The sequence below is a fragment of the Pseudomonas sp. Pc102 genome, from assembly GCF_018408275.1.
In the GTDB taxonomy this organism is placed as follows: Bacteria; Pseudomonadota; Gammaproteobacteria; order Pseudomonadales; family Pseudomonadaceae; genus Metapseudomonas; species Metapseudomonas tohonis.
Window position 1 is genome coordinate 1,731,474 of the sequence record NZ_AP021905.1, and the last position, 14,862, is coordinate 1,746,335.

Here is a 14,862-nt window from a genome sequence, read left to right on the forward strand (position 1 = left end):
CGGGTGGCGAGCGGGGCACCAACTGCCCGGCCCGTCGCCCGGTATTAGCCTGAACTACTAGCAGCAGGGGTTGCACCGCATGTGTGGCATCGTCGGTATCGTCGGTAAGTCGAACGTCAATCAGGCGCTGTATGACGCGCTCACCGTTCTCCAGCATCGCGGCCAGGACGCTGCCGGCATCGTGACCAGCCATGACGGCCGGTTGTTCCTGCGCAAGGACAACGGTCTGGTCCGCGATGTCTTCCAGCAGCGGCACATGCAGCGCCTGGTCGGCCACATGGGCATCGGCCACGTGCGCTACCCGACCGCGGGCAGCTCCAGCTCCGCCGAGGCGCAGCCGTTCTACGTCAACTCGCCCTACGGCATCACCCTGGCGCACAACGGCAACCTGACCAACGTCGAGCAGTTGGCCAAGGAAATCTACGAATCCGACCTGCGCCACGTGAACACCAATTCCGACTCGGAAGTACTGCTCAACGTGTTCGCCCACGAGCTGGCCCATCGCGGCAAGCTGCAGCCCACCGAGGAGGACGTGTTCGCCGCCGTCTCCGGGGTGCATGACCGCTGCCTGGGCGGCTACGCCGTGGTGGCGATGATCACCGGCTACGGCATCGTCGGCTTCCGCGACCCCAACGCCATCCGCCCGATCGTCTTCGGCCAGCGTCACACCGACGAAGGCGTGGAATATATGATCGCCTCCGAGAGCGTCTCCCTCGACGTGCTCGGCTTCACCCTGATCCGCGACCTCGCGCCGGGCGAAGCGGTGTACATCACCGAAGACGGCAAGCTCTACACCCGCCAGTGCGCCAAGGCGCCGAGGCTCGCCCCGTGCATCTTCGAACACGTCTACCTGGCGCGTCCGGACTCCATCATGGACGGCGTCTCGGTCTACAAGGCGCGCCTGCGCATGGGCGAGAAGCTGGCCGAGAAGATCCAGCGCGAGCGCCCGGACCACGACATCGACGTGGTCATCCCGATCCCCGATACCAGCCGCACCGCAGCCCTTGAGCTGGCCAACCACCTGGGCGTGAAATTCCGCGAAGGTTTCGTCAAGAACCGCTACATCGGCCGCACCTTCATCATGCCGGGCCAGGCCGCGCGCAAGAAATCGGTGCGCCAGAAGCTCAACGCCATCGAGCTGGAGTTCCGCGGCAAGAACGTGATGCTGGTGGACGACTCCATCGTCCGTGGCACCACCTGCAAGCAGATCATCCAGATGGCCCGCGAAGCCGGCGCCAAGAACGTCTACTTCTGCTCGGCCGCCCCGGCGGTGCGCTACCCCAACGTGTACGGCATCGACATGCCCAGTGCCCACGAGCTGATCGCCCACAACCGCTCCACCGAGGAAGTGGCCGAACTGATCGGCGCCGACTGGCTGATCTACCAGGACCTGCCGGACCTGATCGAGGCGGTCGGTGGCGGCAAGGTGAAGATCGACCAGTTCGACTGCGCGGTGTTCGACGGCAAGTACATCACCGGTGATGTCGACGAGCACTACCTGAACAAGATCGAGCAGGCGCGCAACGACGCCAGCAAGGCCAAGGTCAACGTGGTCAGCGCGATCATCGACCTGTACAACAATTGAGCGGCGACCACTGAGCCGCACGTTGCAAGCCAGCAGCCCGGACCCGATCCGGGCTGCGTTTCTGATGAGGTAGCGATATGACGCAGGAATGGGAAGCCGGCCGGCTGGACAGTGACCTCGAAGGCGCGGCCTTCGACACCCTGGCGGTGCGTGCGGGGCAGCACCGCACGCCGGAAGGCGAGCATGGCGAGGCGATGTTCCTCACCTCCAGCTATGTGTTCCGCACCGCCGCCGACGCCGCCGCGCGTTTCGCCGGCGAAGTGCCGGGCAACGTCTACTCGCGCTACACCAACCCCACGGTGCGTGCCTTCGAAGAGCGCATCGCCGCCCTTGAAGGCGCCGAGCAGGCCGTGGCCACCGCCTCGGGCATGTCGGCGATCCTCTCCATCGTCATGAGCCAGTGCAGCGCGGGCGATCACGTGCTGGTCTCGCGCAGCGTGTTCGGCTCGACCATCAGCCTGTTCGAGAAGTACCTCAAGCGCTTCGGCGTCGAGGTCGACTACCCGCCGCTGGCCGACCTGGCCGGCTGGGAAGCGGCCTTCAAGCCCAACACCCGGCTGCTGTTCGTCGAATCGCCGTCCAACCCCCTGGCCGAGCTGGTGGACATCGCCGCCCTGGCCGAGATCGCCCACGCCCGGGGCGCGCTGCTGGCGGTGGACAACTGCTTCTGCACCCCCGCGCTGCAGCAGCCGCTGAAGCTCGGCGCCGACATCGTCATGCATTCGGCCACCAAGTACATCGACGGCCAGGGCCGCAGCATGGGCGGCGTGGTCGCCGGCCGCAAGGCGCAGATGGAAGGCGTGGTCGGCTTCCTGCGCACCGCCGGCCCGACCCTCAGCCCGTTCAACGCCTGGATCTTCCTCAAGGGCCTGGAAACCCTGCGCGTGCGCATGCAGGCCCACTGCGCCAGCGCCCTGGAGCTGGCCCGCTGGCTGGAACAGCAGCCGGGCATCGAGCGCGTGTACTACGCCGGCCTGGAAAGCCACCCGCAGCACGAACTGGCCAAGCGTCAGCAGAGCGCCTTCGGTGCCGTGGTCAGCTTCGAGGTGGCCGGCGGCAAGGACGCGGCGTGGCGTTTCATCGACGCCACCCGGGTGATCTCCATCACCACCAACCTGGGTGACACCAAGACCACCATTGCCCACCCGGCCACCACCTCCCACGGCCGCCTGTCGCCGCAGGAGCGTGCCAACGCCGGCATCGGCGACAACCTGATCCGCGTCGCCGTGGGCCTGGAAGACATCGCCGACCTCAAGGCCGATCTCGCGCGTGGCCTCGCCGCGTTGTGATCGAGTGGTCCATGGAGTCGCTACCCGCCCATAACGGCAAGGTCGCGCTGGTCACCGGCGCGGCCCGTGGCATTGGCCTGGGCATCGCCGCCTGGCTGATCGCCGAAGGCTGGCAGGTGGTGCTGGCGGACATCGACCGTGCCCGGGGCAGCAAGGTGGCCAGGGCACTGGGCAGCAACGCCTGGTTCGTCGGCATGGACGTGGCCCATGAAAGCCAGGTCGCCGTGGGCATCGCCGAGGTGCTCGGCCAGTTCGGCCGGCTCGATGCGCTGGTGTGCAACGCCGGCGTCGCCGAGGCCCATGGCGCGCCACTGGAAAGCCTCGAGCTGATGCAGTGGAACCGCACCCTGTCGGTCAACCTCACCGGCCCGATGCTGCTGGCCAAGCATTGCGCGCCCTACCTGCGCGGCCATCGGGGCGCCATCGTCACCATCGCCTCGACCCGCGCCCATCAATCCGAACGCGACACCGAAGCCTACGCCGCGAGCAAGGGCGGCCTGGTGGCGCTGACCCACGCGCTGGCCATCAGCCTGGGGCCGGACATCCGCGTCAACGTGGTCAGCCCCGGCTGGATCGACTCCCGCGACCGCGCCGCCCGTGAAGAGGCGCCGCTGTCGGAATGGGATCACGACCAGCACCCGGCGGGCCGCGTCGGTACGGTGGAAGACGTCGCCGCCCTGGTCGCCTGGCTGCTTTCGGACAACAGCGGCTTCGTCACCGGCCAGGAGTTCCTGGTCGACGGCGGCATGACCCGCAAGATGATCTACCTGGACTGAGCTCGCTTTCCCGGTACGCACCGTCCCCGATCATTCCACGGGCCTGCGGCACGAACGAAAACGGGCGCAGTGCCTTCGCACTGCCGCCCGCTGGTTTTCCGAGGCCCGGGTATCAGGGCGCCGGGCTTTCCGCCGGGCGCACGTCGATGGCCGGGGTGCCCTGGCCGCCGTCGAACAACTGCGCCGGGCTGCGCGGCAGGATGCTCGGGCGGTTTTCCTTGTCGCTCTGGTCGCCCAGCACGCGGATGTCGCTGTACTTCTTGCCCGAGAGCGCGGCGAGGCCGGCGCGGTCGCGGACCACGGTCGGGCGCAGGAAGACCATCAGGTTGCGCTTCACGTGGCTGTCCTTGGTGGAGCGGAACAGGCGGCCGAGCAGGGGGATGTCGCCCAGCAGCGGCACCTTGGAATCGGTGGTGGTGACGTCGTCCTGGATCAGGCCGCCGAGCACGATCACCTGGCCGTCCTCGGCGAGGATGGTGCTCTTGATCGAGCGCTTGTTGGTGATCAGGTCCACCGCCTGGGCGGTGAGGGTGGCGCTGGGGGCGATGGAGGAGATCTCCTGCTCGATCTCCAGGCGCAGGGTGGCGCCCTCGTTGATGTGCGGGGTGACCTTGAGGGTCACGCCGATGTCCTTGCGCTCGATGGTGGTGAAGGGGTTGTTGGCCCCGGCCGCATCGGTGGTGTAGGAACCGGTCTGGAAGGGCACGTTCTGGCCCACGAGGATTTCCGCCTTCTGGTTGTCCAGGGTCAGCAGGCTGGGCGTGGACAGCAGGTTGCTCTTGCTGTTGGCCGAGAGCGCGGTGACCAGGGCGGCGAAATGGTCGGTGCCGATGCCGATGATGGCGCCGTCGGGCAGGGTGGTCGGCAGCTTCTCGTCCTTGATGGCATTGAGCACGGTGCCCACCGAGAGGCCGGTGTTGCCGAAGTTGACCCCGCCCAGGCCGCCGGTCTTGCCGCGGGCGTCGACTGCCCACTGCACGCCGAGGGCGTCGGTGATGTCGCCGGAGATTTCCACGATGGCGGCTTCCACCATCACCTGGGCGCGCGGTACGTCGAGCTGGCGGACGATGTCCTCCAGCGCGTTGACCGTGTCCGGTTCGGCCAGCAGGACCAGGGCGTTGAGGCTCTCGTCTGCACGGATGAGGATGTTCTGCGGCTTGCCCTGTTGTTCACCGCCGGCTTCGGGGGCCTTCAGGCCCTCGGAAATCTCGCCCAGGGTGGTGGCCAGGGCCTTGGCGTCGTTGTGGCGCAGGCGGATGACGCGGGTATTGGCCGAGCGCGAGGTCGGTGTGTCGAGGGACTGCGCCAGTGCCACCAGCTTGGCGCGTGCCGAAGGCGGGCCGACGATGATCAGGCGGTTGGTGCGCGCGTCGGCGATCACCTGGGCGGCATTGGTACCCTTGGCCTGGCCACGGCTGACCGCGCTGTTGAGCACCTCGGCGGCGTCCATCACCCAGGCGTTCTGCAGGTTGAGCACGGTGTAGTCGCGGTCGCCCTTCTGGTCGAGCTGGCTCATCAGGCTTTCGATCCGCGCGATGTTGGCGCTGCGGTCGCTGATGATCAGGGCGTTGGACGAGGTCACTGCGGCGAGGTGGCCGTATTGCGGCACCAGCGGGCGGATCAGCGGGATCAGTTCGGTCACCGGCGTGTGCTGCACCTGGATGACCCGGGTTTCCAGCTTGTCCGGCGCGGCCGGCCCGCCCTCGGCTTCGGACTTGGCCTCGGCGTTGGGGATGATGCGTGCCTGGTCGCCCTGGGTGACCACGGTGAAGCCGTGGGTAGCCATCACCGAGAGGAACAGCTGGTAGACCTCGGAGAGGCTCAGCGGCGCCTTGGACACCACACTGACCTGGCCCTTGACCCGGGGGTCGACGATGAAGGTCTCGCCGGTGATGTCGGCCACCTGGTCGACGAACTCGCGAATGTCGGCGTCCTTGAGGTTTATCGTCCAGCCATCCTGCTGGCTGCTTTCGGCCTGGGGTTGCGGGGTTGCCGCCAGCAGGGGCAGCGGCGCGGTAGCGAGGCCGGCGGCCAGCAGGGCGATACTCAGGCGCGAGAGGAGTGTGGGCATTGATTCATTCGCTTTCCGGGGGCTGTTCGGGCGGTAAGTCCGGCGGCAGGCCACCGGATTCTTCCATCTGTTTTCTCAGTGCTTCCATGCGTTCGCGCAGCTCGGCGGCGTTCTCCTCCTGGAGACCGCCAAGGTCGTTCACAGCATCGTTCGCCGGCTCCGCCTCCATGGCGGGCGATCCGGGTGCGGCCAGGCGCGCCCGGGGGAATGTCAGGGTTTCGAGGCGGCCGCCTCGGTCGATCTCCACGCGGTCGCGGTAGACGGCGTGCAGCTTCACGCCGGGGCTGAGCTCATCGCCGCTGTGCAGGCGCCGGGGCTTTTCGCCCTCGGTACGGATGATCACGCTGGAGCGCGCCGGGTCGGCATTGATGAAGCTGCCCAGCAGGGTCAGGCGCAGGTTGGTCGCCGGTGGCGGCGCATCGCTCTGCACGCGGCTCGGGCCGAACAGGGGTTCGAGGCGTTCCAGGCTGGCCGGAACCACGGCCTCGAGGGTGGGGTCACTGCTGGTAACGGGGGAATTGCGGAGCAATCGGATCCAGTCGGCGGTTTGCCAGGCGAGGCTCAGGCTCATGGCGATCACCAGGCCCGCGCCCAGCAGCGCAGGCGAATGCTGTTGCAGCCAGTGTCGAGCACCAGGTGTGGGCAAGTTGGGGGTTCTCCGCGAGTCGTTCTTGGTTTTCTGGATCGGCGAAAGTGCTGAATCATAGCAGTACGACGCAAACACGCTACAACTCGCTGGCACGTGTGTCGTGGAGGTCGATGTGCTAAGAATATTCCAGATTTTTTACGGGTTTGCGTGCGCGCCCCATCACAACGACAAGAGAAATGGCAGGGATTGCCGCACAACCGTCAGGCAGTGTTGTGATAATTGCCCAGGTGATTTCATGAAGGCATTACACGGATGAACCCCTCTTCGATCGAGGCGCCGCTGCGGCGCCTGCCGTTCGGCTTCGCCAAGCGCCACGGCGTCTTCCTGCAGGATGGCGTAGAGCCCTGCCTGGCCCATCGCCAAGGCGCCGAACTGGTAGCCCTGGCCGAGGCCCGGCGCTTCGTCGGCCGCTCGCTGCCGTTGCGCCCGCTGCCCGCCGAAACCTTCGACCAGGCCCTGGCCCAGGCCTACCAGCACGACTCCTCCGCCACCATGCAGCTCGCCGAAGACCTCGGCGGCAGCCTCGACCTGGCCGCGCTCGCCGAGCAGATGCCGGAGACCACCGACCTGATGGAGCAGGAGGACGACGCGCCGATCATCCGCCTGATCAACGCCATCCTCGGCGAGGCTATTCGCGAGAACGCCTCGGACATCCACCTGGAGACCTTCGAGAAGCGCCTCGTGGTGAGGTTCCGTGTCGACGGCATTCTGCGCGAGGTGCTCGAACCCAAGCGTGAGCTGGCGGCGCTGCTGGTGTCGCGGATCAAGGTCATGGCCAAGCTGGACATCGCCGAGAAGCGCGTCCCGCAGGACGGCCGCATCTCCCTGCGCGTGGCCGGGCGCGAAGTCGACATCCGCGTGTCCACGCTGCCCTCGGCCAACGGCGAGCGCGTGGTATTGCGCCTGCTGGACAAGCAGGCCGGGCGCCTCACCCTGCAGCACCTGGGCATGAGCGCGCGCGACCGCGAACTGATGGAGGCCACGGTGCGCAAGCCCCACGGCATCCTGCTGGTCACCGGGCCCACCGGCTCGGGCAAGACCACCACGCTGTACGCCAGCCTGGTGACCCTCAACGACCGCACGCGCAACATCCTCACGGTCGAGGACCCGATCGAGTATCACCTCGAAGGCATCGGCCAGACCCAGGTCAATGCCAAGGTGGAGATGACCTTCGCCCGTGGCCTGCGCGCCATCCTGCGGCAGGACCCGGACGTGGTGATGGTCGGCGAGATCCGTGACCACGAGACCGCCGAGATCGCCGTGCAGGCCTCGCTCACCGGCCACCTGGTGCTTTCCACCCTGCACACCAACAGCGCCATCGGCGCCATCACCCGCCTGGTGGACATGGGGGTCGAGCCCTTCCTGCTGTCGTCCTCCTTGCTCGGCGTGCTTGCCCAGCGCCTGGTGCGTGTGCTCTGCAATCACTGCAAGGCGCCATACAGCGCCGACGCCGCCGAATGCGCGCTGCTGGGCATCGACCCGACGCAGCCGCCGACCCTCTACCACGCCCGTGGCTGCGCCGAATGCCACCAGCAGGGCTATCGCGGGCGTACCGGCATCTACGAACTGGTGGTCTTCGACGACCACATGCGCACCCTCATCCACAACGCCGCTGCGGAGCAGGAGATGACCCGCCATGCACGCCGCTTCGGTCCCAGCATCCGTGACGACGGCAAGCGCAAGGTGCTCGAAGGCGTGACCACGGTGGAAGAAGTGCTGCGCGTGACCCAGGAAGAATAAATGGCCGCCTTCGAATACCTCGCCCTGGATGCCCGCGGGCGCCCGCAGAAGGGTGTGCTCGAGGCCGACAGTGCCCGCCAGGTGCGCCAGCTGTTGCGGGAGAAGCAACTGGCACCGCTGGAGGTGAAGGCCACCCGCACCCGTGAACATGCCGCCAGTGGCGGGCGTTTCGGTTTCACCCGTGGCCTGTCGGCCCGCGACCTTGCGCTGGTGACCCGGCAACTGGCGACCCTGGTACAGGCCGCGCTGCCCATCGAGGAAGCGCTGCGCGCCGCTGCCGCCCAGTCCACCTCGCCGCGCATCCAGTCGATGCTGCTGGCGGTACGCGCACGCGTGCTGGAGGGTCATAGCCTGGCCGGCAGCCTGCGCGAGTTCCCCGCCGCGTTCCCCGAGCTCTACCGGGCCACGGTCGCGGCCGGCGAGCACGCCGGCCACCTCGGGCCGGTGCTGGAGCAGCTCGCCGACTACACCGAGCAACGCCAGCAGTCGCGGCAGAAGATCCAGCTGGCGCTGCTCTACCCGGTGATCCTGATGTGCGCTTCGCTGGGGATCGTCTCCTTCCTCCTGGGCTACGTGGTCCCGGACGTGGTGCGCGTGTTCATCGACTCCGGGCAGACCCTGCCGCTGCTGACCCGGGGCCTCATCGCCCTCAGCGACCTGGTCAAGCACTGGGGCTGGCTGGTGGCACTGGCGCTCATCGCGGCATTCGTCGGCGCGCGCCTGGCGCTGCGCGAGGAGGCGGTGCGTGTCCGCTGGCATGGCCTGGTATTGCGCATTCCACTGGTGGGCGGGCTGGTGCGCGCCACCGACACCGCGCGTTTCGCCTCGACCCTGGCGATCCTCACCCAGAGCGGCGTGCCGCTGGTGGAAGCGCTGGGCATCGGTGCCGAGGTCATCGCCAACCGGGTGATCCGCGCCGATGTGGTGCTGGCGGCGCAGAAGGTCCGCGAAGGCGGCAGCCTGACCCGCGCGCTGGAAGCCAGCGGCCAGTTTCCGCCGATGATGCTGCACATGATCGCCAGCGGCGAACGCTCGGGCGAGCTGGACCAGATGCTGGCGCGCACCGCGCGCAACCAGGAAAGCGACCTCGGCGCGCAGATCGCGTTGCTGGTCGGGCTGTTCGAGCCCTTCATGCTGGTGTTCATGGGCGCGGTGGTGCTGGTCATCGTCCTCGCCATCCTCCTGCCGATCCTTTCTCTCAACCAACTCGTGGGGTAATCGCGTGAAACAGCGCCGTACACAGACGGGCTTTACGCTCATTGAAATCATGGTGGTGGTGGTCATCCTCGGCATCCTCGCCGCCCTGGTGGTGCCGCAGGTGATGAACCGCCCGGACCAGGCCAAGGTCACCGTCGCCAAGGGCGACATCAAGGCCATCGGTGCCTCGCTGGACATGTACAAGCTCGACAACTTCGCCTACCCCAGCACCCAGCAGGGCCTGGAGGCGTTGGTGAAGAAGCCCAGCGGCAACCCGCAGCCGAAGAACTGGAACAAGGACGGCTACCTCAAGCGCCTGCCGGTCGACCCCTGGGGCAACCCGTACCAGTACCTGGCCCCCGGCACCAAGGGCGCCTACGACCTCTACTCCTTCGGCGCCGACGGCAAGGAAGGCGGCACCGACGCCGATGCCGACATCGGTAACTGGGAAAACTGATGCACCCACGGCCGCGCTGCCCAGGCTGCCCGCCCGCCGAGGGGCAGGGCGGCTTCACCCTGATCGAGTTGCTGGTGGTCCTGGTGATCATCGGCTGCCTGGTCGGGCTGGCGGTGCTCAGCACCGGCGTGGCCGGCCCTTCACGTGAGCTGAACAACGAAGCCGAGCGCCTCGCCGGGCTGATCGGCGTGCTGGTGGACGAGGCCGTGCTCGACAACCGCGAGTACGGCCTGCGCCTGGAGGGGGACGGCTATCGCGTACTGCGCTTCGACGAGGCGAAGGCGCGCTGGCAGGAAGTGGGGGATGAAACCCACAAGCTGCCGGCCTGGGCCGAGCTCAAGTTCGAACTCGAAGGCGCCGCGCTGGCATTGCCCGGGCCGGTGGCGGACGAGGACGAGAAAACCAAGGATCAACCCCGTACGCCGCAGTTGCTGATCCTGTCCAGCGGCGAGCTCAGCCCGTTCCGCCTGGAGCTGGGCGAGCGGCGCAAGGACGGCCTGCGCCTGCAGATGAGCAGCGACGGCTTCCGCCTGCCCAGGGTCGAGGCGATGCCGGGCAAGGGGAGGGCGGGATGAGCAACCAGCGTGGCTTCACCCTGCTCGAAGTGCTGGTGGCCCTGGCCATCTTCGCTGTGGTCGCCGCGTCCGTGCTGGCCACCAACGCGCGCAGCCTGCAGAACGCCGCGCGCCTGGAGGACAAGACCCTGGCGATGTGGATCGCCGACAACCGCCTCGCCGAGATGCAGCTGGCCGCCACGCCGCCGGGGGACGGGCGCGACCAGGGCGAGCTGGATTTCGCCGGGCGCCGCTGGGAGTGGCAGAGCCAGGTGGAGGCGACCTCCGATCCGGCCCTGCGCCGCGCCACGCTCTGGGTGGCCCAGCGCAACGACCGGGGCCCCCGGGGCAAGCTGGAGGAGCGTGCCGCCGCGCGCCTGGTCGGCTTCATCGAGACCCGCCAATGAAGCGCTCCGCCGGTTTCACCCTGCTGGAACTGCTGATCGCCATCGCCATCTTCGCGCTGCTGGCACTGGGCACCTACCGCATGCTCGACAGCGTCCTGTCCAGCGACCGGGCCACCCGCGCCCAGGAACAGCAGCTGCGTGAACTGGTGCGGGCAATGGCCGCCATCGAGCGTGACCTGCAGCAGGTGAATCCACGCCCCGTGCGCGATGCCTACGGTGAATGGCGCGGTGCGCTGGTGGGCGAGAGCGGCGACAACGATGCCATCGAACTGAGCCGTGGCGGTTGGCGCAATCCGCTAGGCGCCCCGCGTTCGCGGCTGCAGCGGGTGCGTTGGCAACTGTCCGGGGAGAAGCTGGAGCGCCGCTACTGGACGGTGCTCGACCAGGCCCAGGACAGCCAGCCGCAGGTGCAGCAGGCGCTGGACGGCGTGACCCGCCTCAAGCTGCGCTACCTCGACAAGTCCGATAACTGGGTGGAGGTCTGGCCGGCCGACGGCGAGACCGGCGACAAGAGCCTGGAGAAGCTGCCCCGGGCCATCGAGCTGACCCTCGAACACCGCCGCTACGGCGAGTTGCGCCGCGTGCTGCGCCTGGTGGACGAGCCGCCGGAGCGCAAGCCCCAGGTCCCCGACAACGGCGGTGGCGATGACGGCGGCGACGTACCGCCCGACGACGGTGGTGCGCCATGACGCGGCAGCGTGGCATGGCCATGATCACGGTGCTGCTGGTGGTGGCGGTGGTGACCGTCGTCTGTGCCGGCATGATCGCGCGGCAACAGCTGGCGATCCGCTCCAGTGCCAACCAGCTGCACGCGCGCCAGGCCCTGCAATATGCGCTGGGTGGCGAAGCGCTTGCCCGTGGGATGCTGCAGCGCGACCTGCGCGCCGGCGACCCGCGCACCCCGGTGGATCACCTCGGCGAAGCCTGGGCGCGACCGCTGAACAATTTCCCGCTGGATGACGGCGGCGAGCTGCTGGTGCGCATCGAGGACGCCACCTCGCGCTTCAACCTCAACGCCCTGGTGCGCCAGGGGCGGGTCAACGAGCAGTCGCTGCAGCAGTTCCGTCGCCTCCTGTTGCGCCTGCAAATCGAGGCACCCTATGCGGAGCGCCTGGTGGACTGGCTCGACAAGGACCAGGAGCCCACCGGGGCCAATGGCGCCGAAGACAACGAATACCTGCTGAGCCAGCCGCCCTACCGGGCAGCCAACCGTGCCATGGTCGACGTCTCCGAGCTGCGCCTGCTGGCGGGCATGACCGAGGCGGACTATCGTCGCCTGCTGCCCTACGTCAGCGCGCTGCCGGACGACGCCACGCTCAACGTCAACACCGCCGGCGCGATGGTGCTTTCCAGCCTGGCCGACAGCCTCACGCCCAGCGTGGGGGAGGCGCTGGTGGCGGCCCGTGGCAAGGCCGGCTTCCAGACCCTGGACGCCTTCCTCGGGCAATCGGCGCTGGCCGGCATGGGGATGCAGGCGCAGGGCCTGGCGGTGGGCAGTGAATATTTCCGGGTGACCAGCGAAGTGCATCTGGGCGGACGACGCCAGGTACTGGTCAGCACCTTGCAGCGCAGCAATGACGGCCGCGTGCGGGTGCTTTCCCGCGACATGGGGCAGGGCGGATTGCCGCCGGCCCTTCTCAAGGAAAAGGACGAAGAATGAAGCAGGCAAGTATTTTCCTGCCGGCGGCGGCGGTCACGCGCGTCGAAGGCGAGCTGGAGGTCTGGCTGGTGCAGGGTGGGGACGCCCGGCAACTGCCATTCGCGGCGGCGGTGACGGCGCTCTCCGGTGACTGGCGCCTGGTATTGCCGGTGGAGGCGGTGACTGCCTGCGCCGCGCGCCTGCCCACGCAGAAGGCGCGCTGGCTGCGCCAGGCGCTGCCTTTCGCGGTAGAGGAGTTGCTGGCCGAAGACGTCGACAGCCTGCACCTGGCCCTTGGCGGCAGCCTGCCGGATGGCCTGCACCGCATCTTCGCCGTGCGCCGCGCCTGGCTGAGCGCCTGGGTCGACCTGGCGGCGGAACTGGGCTCGGTACCCACCAGCCTGCAGGTGGACGCCGACCTGCTGCCCGATGAAGGCACTCAGCTGTGCTGGCTGGATGGCCGCTGGCTGCTGGGCGGCGAGCAGAGCGCGCGCCTCGCCCTGCTGGACGAGGACTGGCCGCACCTGCGCGATGCCTGCGTGCTGCCGCTGCAGGGGCACGCGCCCCAGGCACGGCAGGTGCTCGAAGGCATCGAGCAGTGGCAGGAGCACGCGCAGCCGCACCTCTGGCTCGCCGGGCGTTCGGGCAGCGAACTGGCCCAGGCGGAGTTCGAGGTGCGCCAGGAACATCGCCACCAGCGCTTCCTGCGTCCGCTGCTGGGGCTGGTCGGGCTCTGGGCGGTGCTGCAGTGGGGCTTCTACCTGGCCCAGGGCTGGCACCTGCGGCATGAGGGCGATCGCTATGCGGCGGCCAACGAGGCGCTGTACCGCGAACTGTTTCCCCAGGACAGCAAGCTGATCAACCTGCGTGCGCAGTTCGACCAGCACCTGGCGGCCAGCTCGGTGTCGGGACAGGGCCGCTTGCTCGGCATGCTCGACCAGGCCGCCGAGGCGCTGCTGGCGGAGGGGGCCCAGGTGCGTGTGCAGCAACTGGATTTCAGCGACACCCGGGGTGACCTGGCGATGCAGGTGCAGGCCCCTGGCTTCGATGCCCTGGAGCGCTTGCGCGAGCGACTGATCGCCGCCGGGCTGGCCGTGCAGCTGGGCTCGGCCAGCCGTGAAGGCAATGCGGTGAGCGCGCGACTGGTAATCGGAGGATGAGCATGGCCATGGTTTTCAAGGACAGGGTGCAGGCGCAATGGCAGGCATCGGCGCTGGCCGGGCGCTGGAAGGCGTTGCCGCCCCGTGATCGCCTGGCGCTGATGTCGCTGGGCGGCTTCCTGCTGCTGGTGCTGCTCTACCTGGCGCTCTGGCGCCCGGCCCAGCAGGGCGTTGTCAGTGCCCGCGAGTATTTCGAACAGCAGCGTGCGCTGCATGCCTATATGCAGCAGCAGGCACCGCGAGCCCGATCCAGCCAGGAAGCGCCGCAGGCCAGCGTCGAGCCGGAGCGCCTGCAGGGGCTGGTCACCGCCAGTGCTGCCGAGCAGGGGTTGTCGGTCGAACGCCTGGACAGCGACGCCCCGGGGCAGGTGCAGGTGAGCCTGCAGCCCACCAGCTTCGCTCGCCTGTTGCGCTGGTTCGCCGGCCTCGAGGCCCAGGGCGTGCGCATCGAGGAGGCCGGCCTCGACCGCGCGGATGAAGGGCAGGTGACGGCGCGGCTGACCCTGCGCGTCGGTGGCTGAATGCACCTTCCTGTGGCCGGGGCACCGTCGTGCACCGGCCTGGTGATCACCGGTGGTGATCGGTGATCGCTGCGCGGCACCGTTTTCCCCTGTGCGGACGCTGCCATCGAAGGGGCTGTCGAAGGCGTGCAAAAAACGATTCCGAGAAAAAACTTCAAGCAGGGTGTTGACTTAGGTGGGGCCTCTGCGTAAATTGCGCGCCTCGCAAGGCGATGGGTGATTAGCTCAGCCGGGAGAGCATCTGCCTTACAAGCAGAGGGTCGGCGGTTCGATCCCGTCATCACCCACCATCCCTTGTGAATTCGGACGAAAGTCCGGCCGACGCGCAGCGGTAGTTCAGTCGGTTAGAATACCGGCCTGTCACGCCGGGGGTCGCGGGTTCGAGTCCCGTCCGCTGCGCCATATTTACCATGCCAGGTTCCGCCGGGCATGAGGTGACGAGAAGCTCGAAACTCTCATCGCCAGACGAAGCAAAGGTTCCACCGGACGAAAGTCCAACCGACGCGCAGCGGTAGTTCAGTCGGTTAGAATACCGGCCTGTCACGCCGGGGGTCGCGGGTTCGAGTCCCGTCCGCTGCGCCATATAAAGGAAAGCCCTCAGGTAGCAATACCTGGGGGTTTTTTCTTTGCCTCGAAAAAAGTGCAGCTCGCCGGGTTCGGCGCTGATCGACTTCGCGGGGCATTGTCCTGGGTTAATTTTTCGGTCACCGGCACTCGTTACTCTTTTGGCACGGTCCTTGTTTCATCCAGGGCGCGACAGAACAGGAGAGTGATGATGGATGAGTATCAGGAAGAAATTCTCGACTTCCACGCCAGC

14 protein-coding genes and 3 tRNA genes are annotated in these 14,862 nt (G+C 67.8%); 15 read left to right on the forward strand and 2 right to left on the reverse strand.

From position 1 onward, the window contains the following. The first annotated feature begins 79 nt into the window (after positions 1-79). The 3 genes from purF to PHLH3_RS08175 all read left to right on the forward strand — a co-directional run bounded on the left by purF (position 80) and on the right by PHLH3_RS08175 (position 3,650). Complete coding sequence (gene purF / locus PHLH3_RS08165) at positions 80-1,585, forward strand: amidophosphoribosyltransferase (RefSeq protein WP_213628847.1); 1,506 nt, start codon at positions 80-82, stop codon at positions 1,583-1,585. Between the two features lie 77 nt (positions 1,586-1,662). After that, entirely contained in the window at positions 1,663-2,874 is a 1,212-nt protein-coding gene (locus PHLH3_RS08170) for an O-succinylhomoserine sulfhydrylase (protein WP_173177189.1), read from the forward strand. 11 nt (positions 2,875-2,885) lie between these two features. Continuing rightward, entirely contained in the window at positions 2,886-3,650 is a 765-nt protein-coding gene (locus PHLH3_RS08175; protein WP_213628848.1) for an SDR family oxidoreductase, read from the forward strand. 112 nt (positions 3,651-3,762) lie between these two features. On the opposite strand, the gene gspD is transcribed toward PHLH3_RS08175, so the two are convergent. Both gspD and PHLH3_RS08185 read right to left on the reverse strand, forming a co-directional pair. Further along, positions 3,763-5,721, reverse strand: coding sequence for a type II secretion system secretin GspD (gene gspD / locus PHLH3_RS08180; protein ID WP_213628849.1), 1,959 nt, complete (start codon positions 5,719-5,721; stop codon positions 3,763-3,765). A 4-nt stretch (positions 5,722-5,725) separates the two neighbouring features. Next, positions 5,726-6,367, reverse strand: coding sequence for a type II secretion system protein N (locus PHLH3_RS08185; RefSeq protein WP_244862999.1), 642 nt, complete (start codon positions 6,365-6,367; stop codon positions 5,726-5,728). Between the two features lie 255 nt (positions 6,368-6,622). Here PHLH3_RS08185 and gspE point away from each other — a divergent pair, with 255 nt between their 5' ends. From gspE to PHLH3_RS08245, 12 genes are all read left to right on the forward strand, one after another. Beyond that, on the forward strand, positions 6,623-8,110 hold the full coding sequence (gene gspE / locus PHLH3_RS08190) for a type II secretion system ATPase GspE (RefSeq protein ID WP_213628850.1): 1,488 nt from the start codon (positions 6,623-6,625) through the stop codon (positions 8,108-8,110). Next, entirely contained in the window at positions 8,111-9,328 is a 1,218-nt protein-coding gene (gene xcpS / locus PHLH3_RS08195) for a GspF family T2SS innner membrane protein variant XcpS (protein ID WP_213628851.1), read from the forward strand. It abuts the gene before it with no gap. Positions 9,329-9,332: 4 nt separating this feature from the next. After that, entirely contained in the window at positions 9,333-9,764 is a 432-nt protein-coding gene (gspG, locus tag PHLH3_RS08200) for a type II secretion system major pseudopilin GspG (RefSeq protein ID WP_175384245.1), read from the forward strand. Continuing rightward, positions 9,764-10,339, forward strand: coding sequence for a type II secretion system minor pseudopilin GspH (gene gspH, locus PHLH3_RS08205; RefSeq protein WP_213628852.1), 576 nt, complete (start codon positions 9,764-9,766; stop codon positions 10,337-10,339). The genes gspG and gspH overlap by 1 nt, the downstream gene beginning before the upstream one ends. Continuing rightward, on the forward strand, positions 10,336-10,725 hold the full coding sequence (gene gspI / locus PHLH3_RS08210) for a type II secretion system minor pseudopilin GspI (protein WP_213628853.1): 390 nt from the start codon (positions 10,336-10,338) through the stop codon (positions 10,723-10,725). Before gspH ends, gspI begins: the two co-directional genes overlap by 4 nt. Then, positions 10,722-11,414 carry a type II secretion system minor pseudopilin GspJ gene (gspJ, locus tag PHLH3_RS08215; RefSeq protein ID WP_213628854.1) on the forward strand — a complete coding sequence of 231 codons (693 nt, stop codon included), beginning with the start codon at positions 10,722-10,724 and terminating at the stop codon, positions 11,412-11,414. The genes gspI and gspJ overlap by 4 nt, the downstream gene beginning before the upstream one ends. After that, a complete protein-coding gene (gspK, locus tag PHLH3_RS08220; RefSeq protein WP_173173621.1) occupies positions 11,411-12,385 on the forward strand; it encodes a type II secretion system minor pseudopilin GspK in 975 nt (324 codons plus the stop codon). The genes gspJ and gspK overlap by 4 nt, the downstream gene beginning before the upstream one ends. After that, positions 12,382-13,524, forward strand: coding sequence for a type II secretion system protein GspL (gene gspL, locus PHLH3_RS08225; RefSeq protein WP_213628855.1), 1,143 nt, complete (start codon positions 12,382-12,384; stop codon positions 13,522-13,524). Before gspK ends, gspL begins: the two co-directional genes overlap by 4 nt. Positions 13,525-13,526: 2 nt before the next feature. Then, on the forward strand, positions 13,527-14,045 hold the full coding sequence (locus PHLH3_RS08230) for a type II secretion system protein M (protein ID WP_280527454.1): 519 nt from the start codon (positions 13,527-13,529) through the stop codon (positions 14,043-14,045). 214 nt (positions 14,046-14,259) lie between these two features. After that, positions 14,260-14,335: transfer RNA gene (locus tag PHLH3_RS08235), tRNA-Val, on the forward strand. A gap of 35 nt (positions 14,336-14,370) precedes the next feature. Beyond that, positions 14,371-14,447: transfer RNA gene (locus PHLH3_RS08240), tRNA-Asp, on the forward strand. Positions 14,448-14,550: 103 nt separating this feature from the next. Next, positions 14,551-14,627, forward strand: a tRNA-Asp gene (locus tag PHLH3_RS08245). Positions 14,628-14,862: the final 235 nt, after the last annotated feature.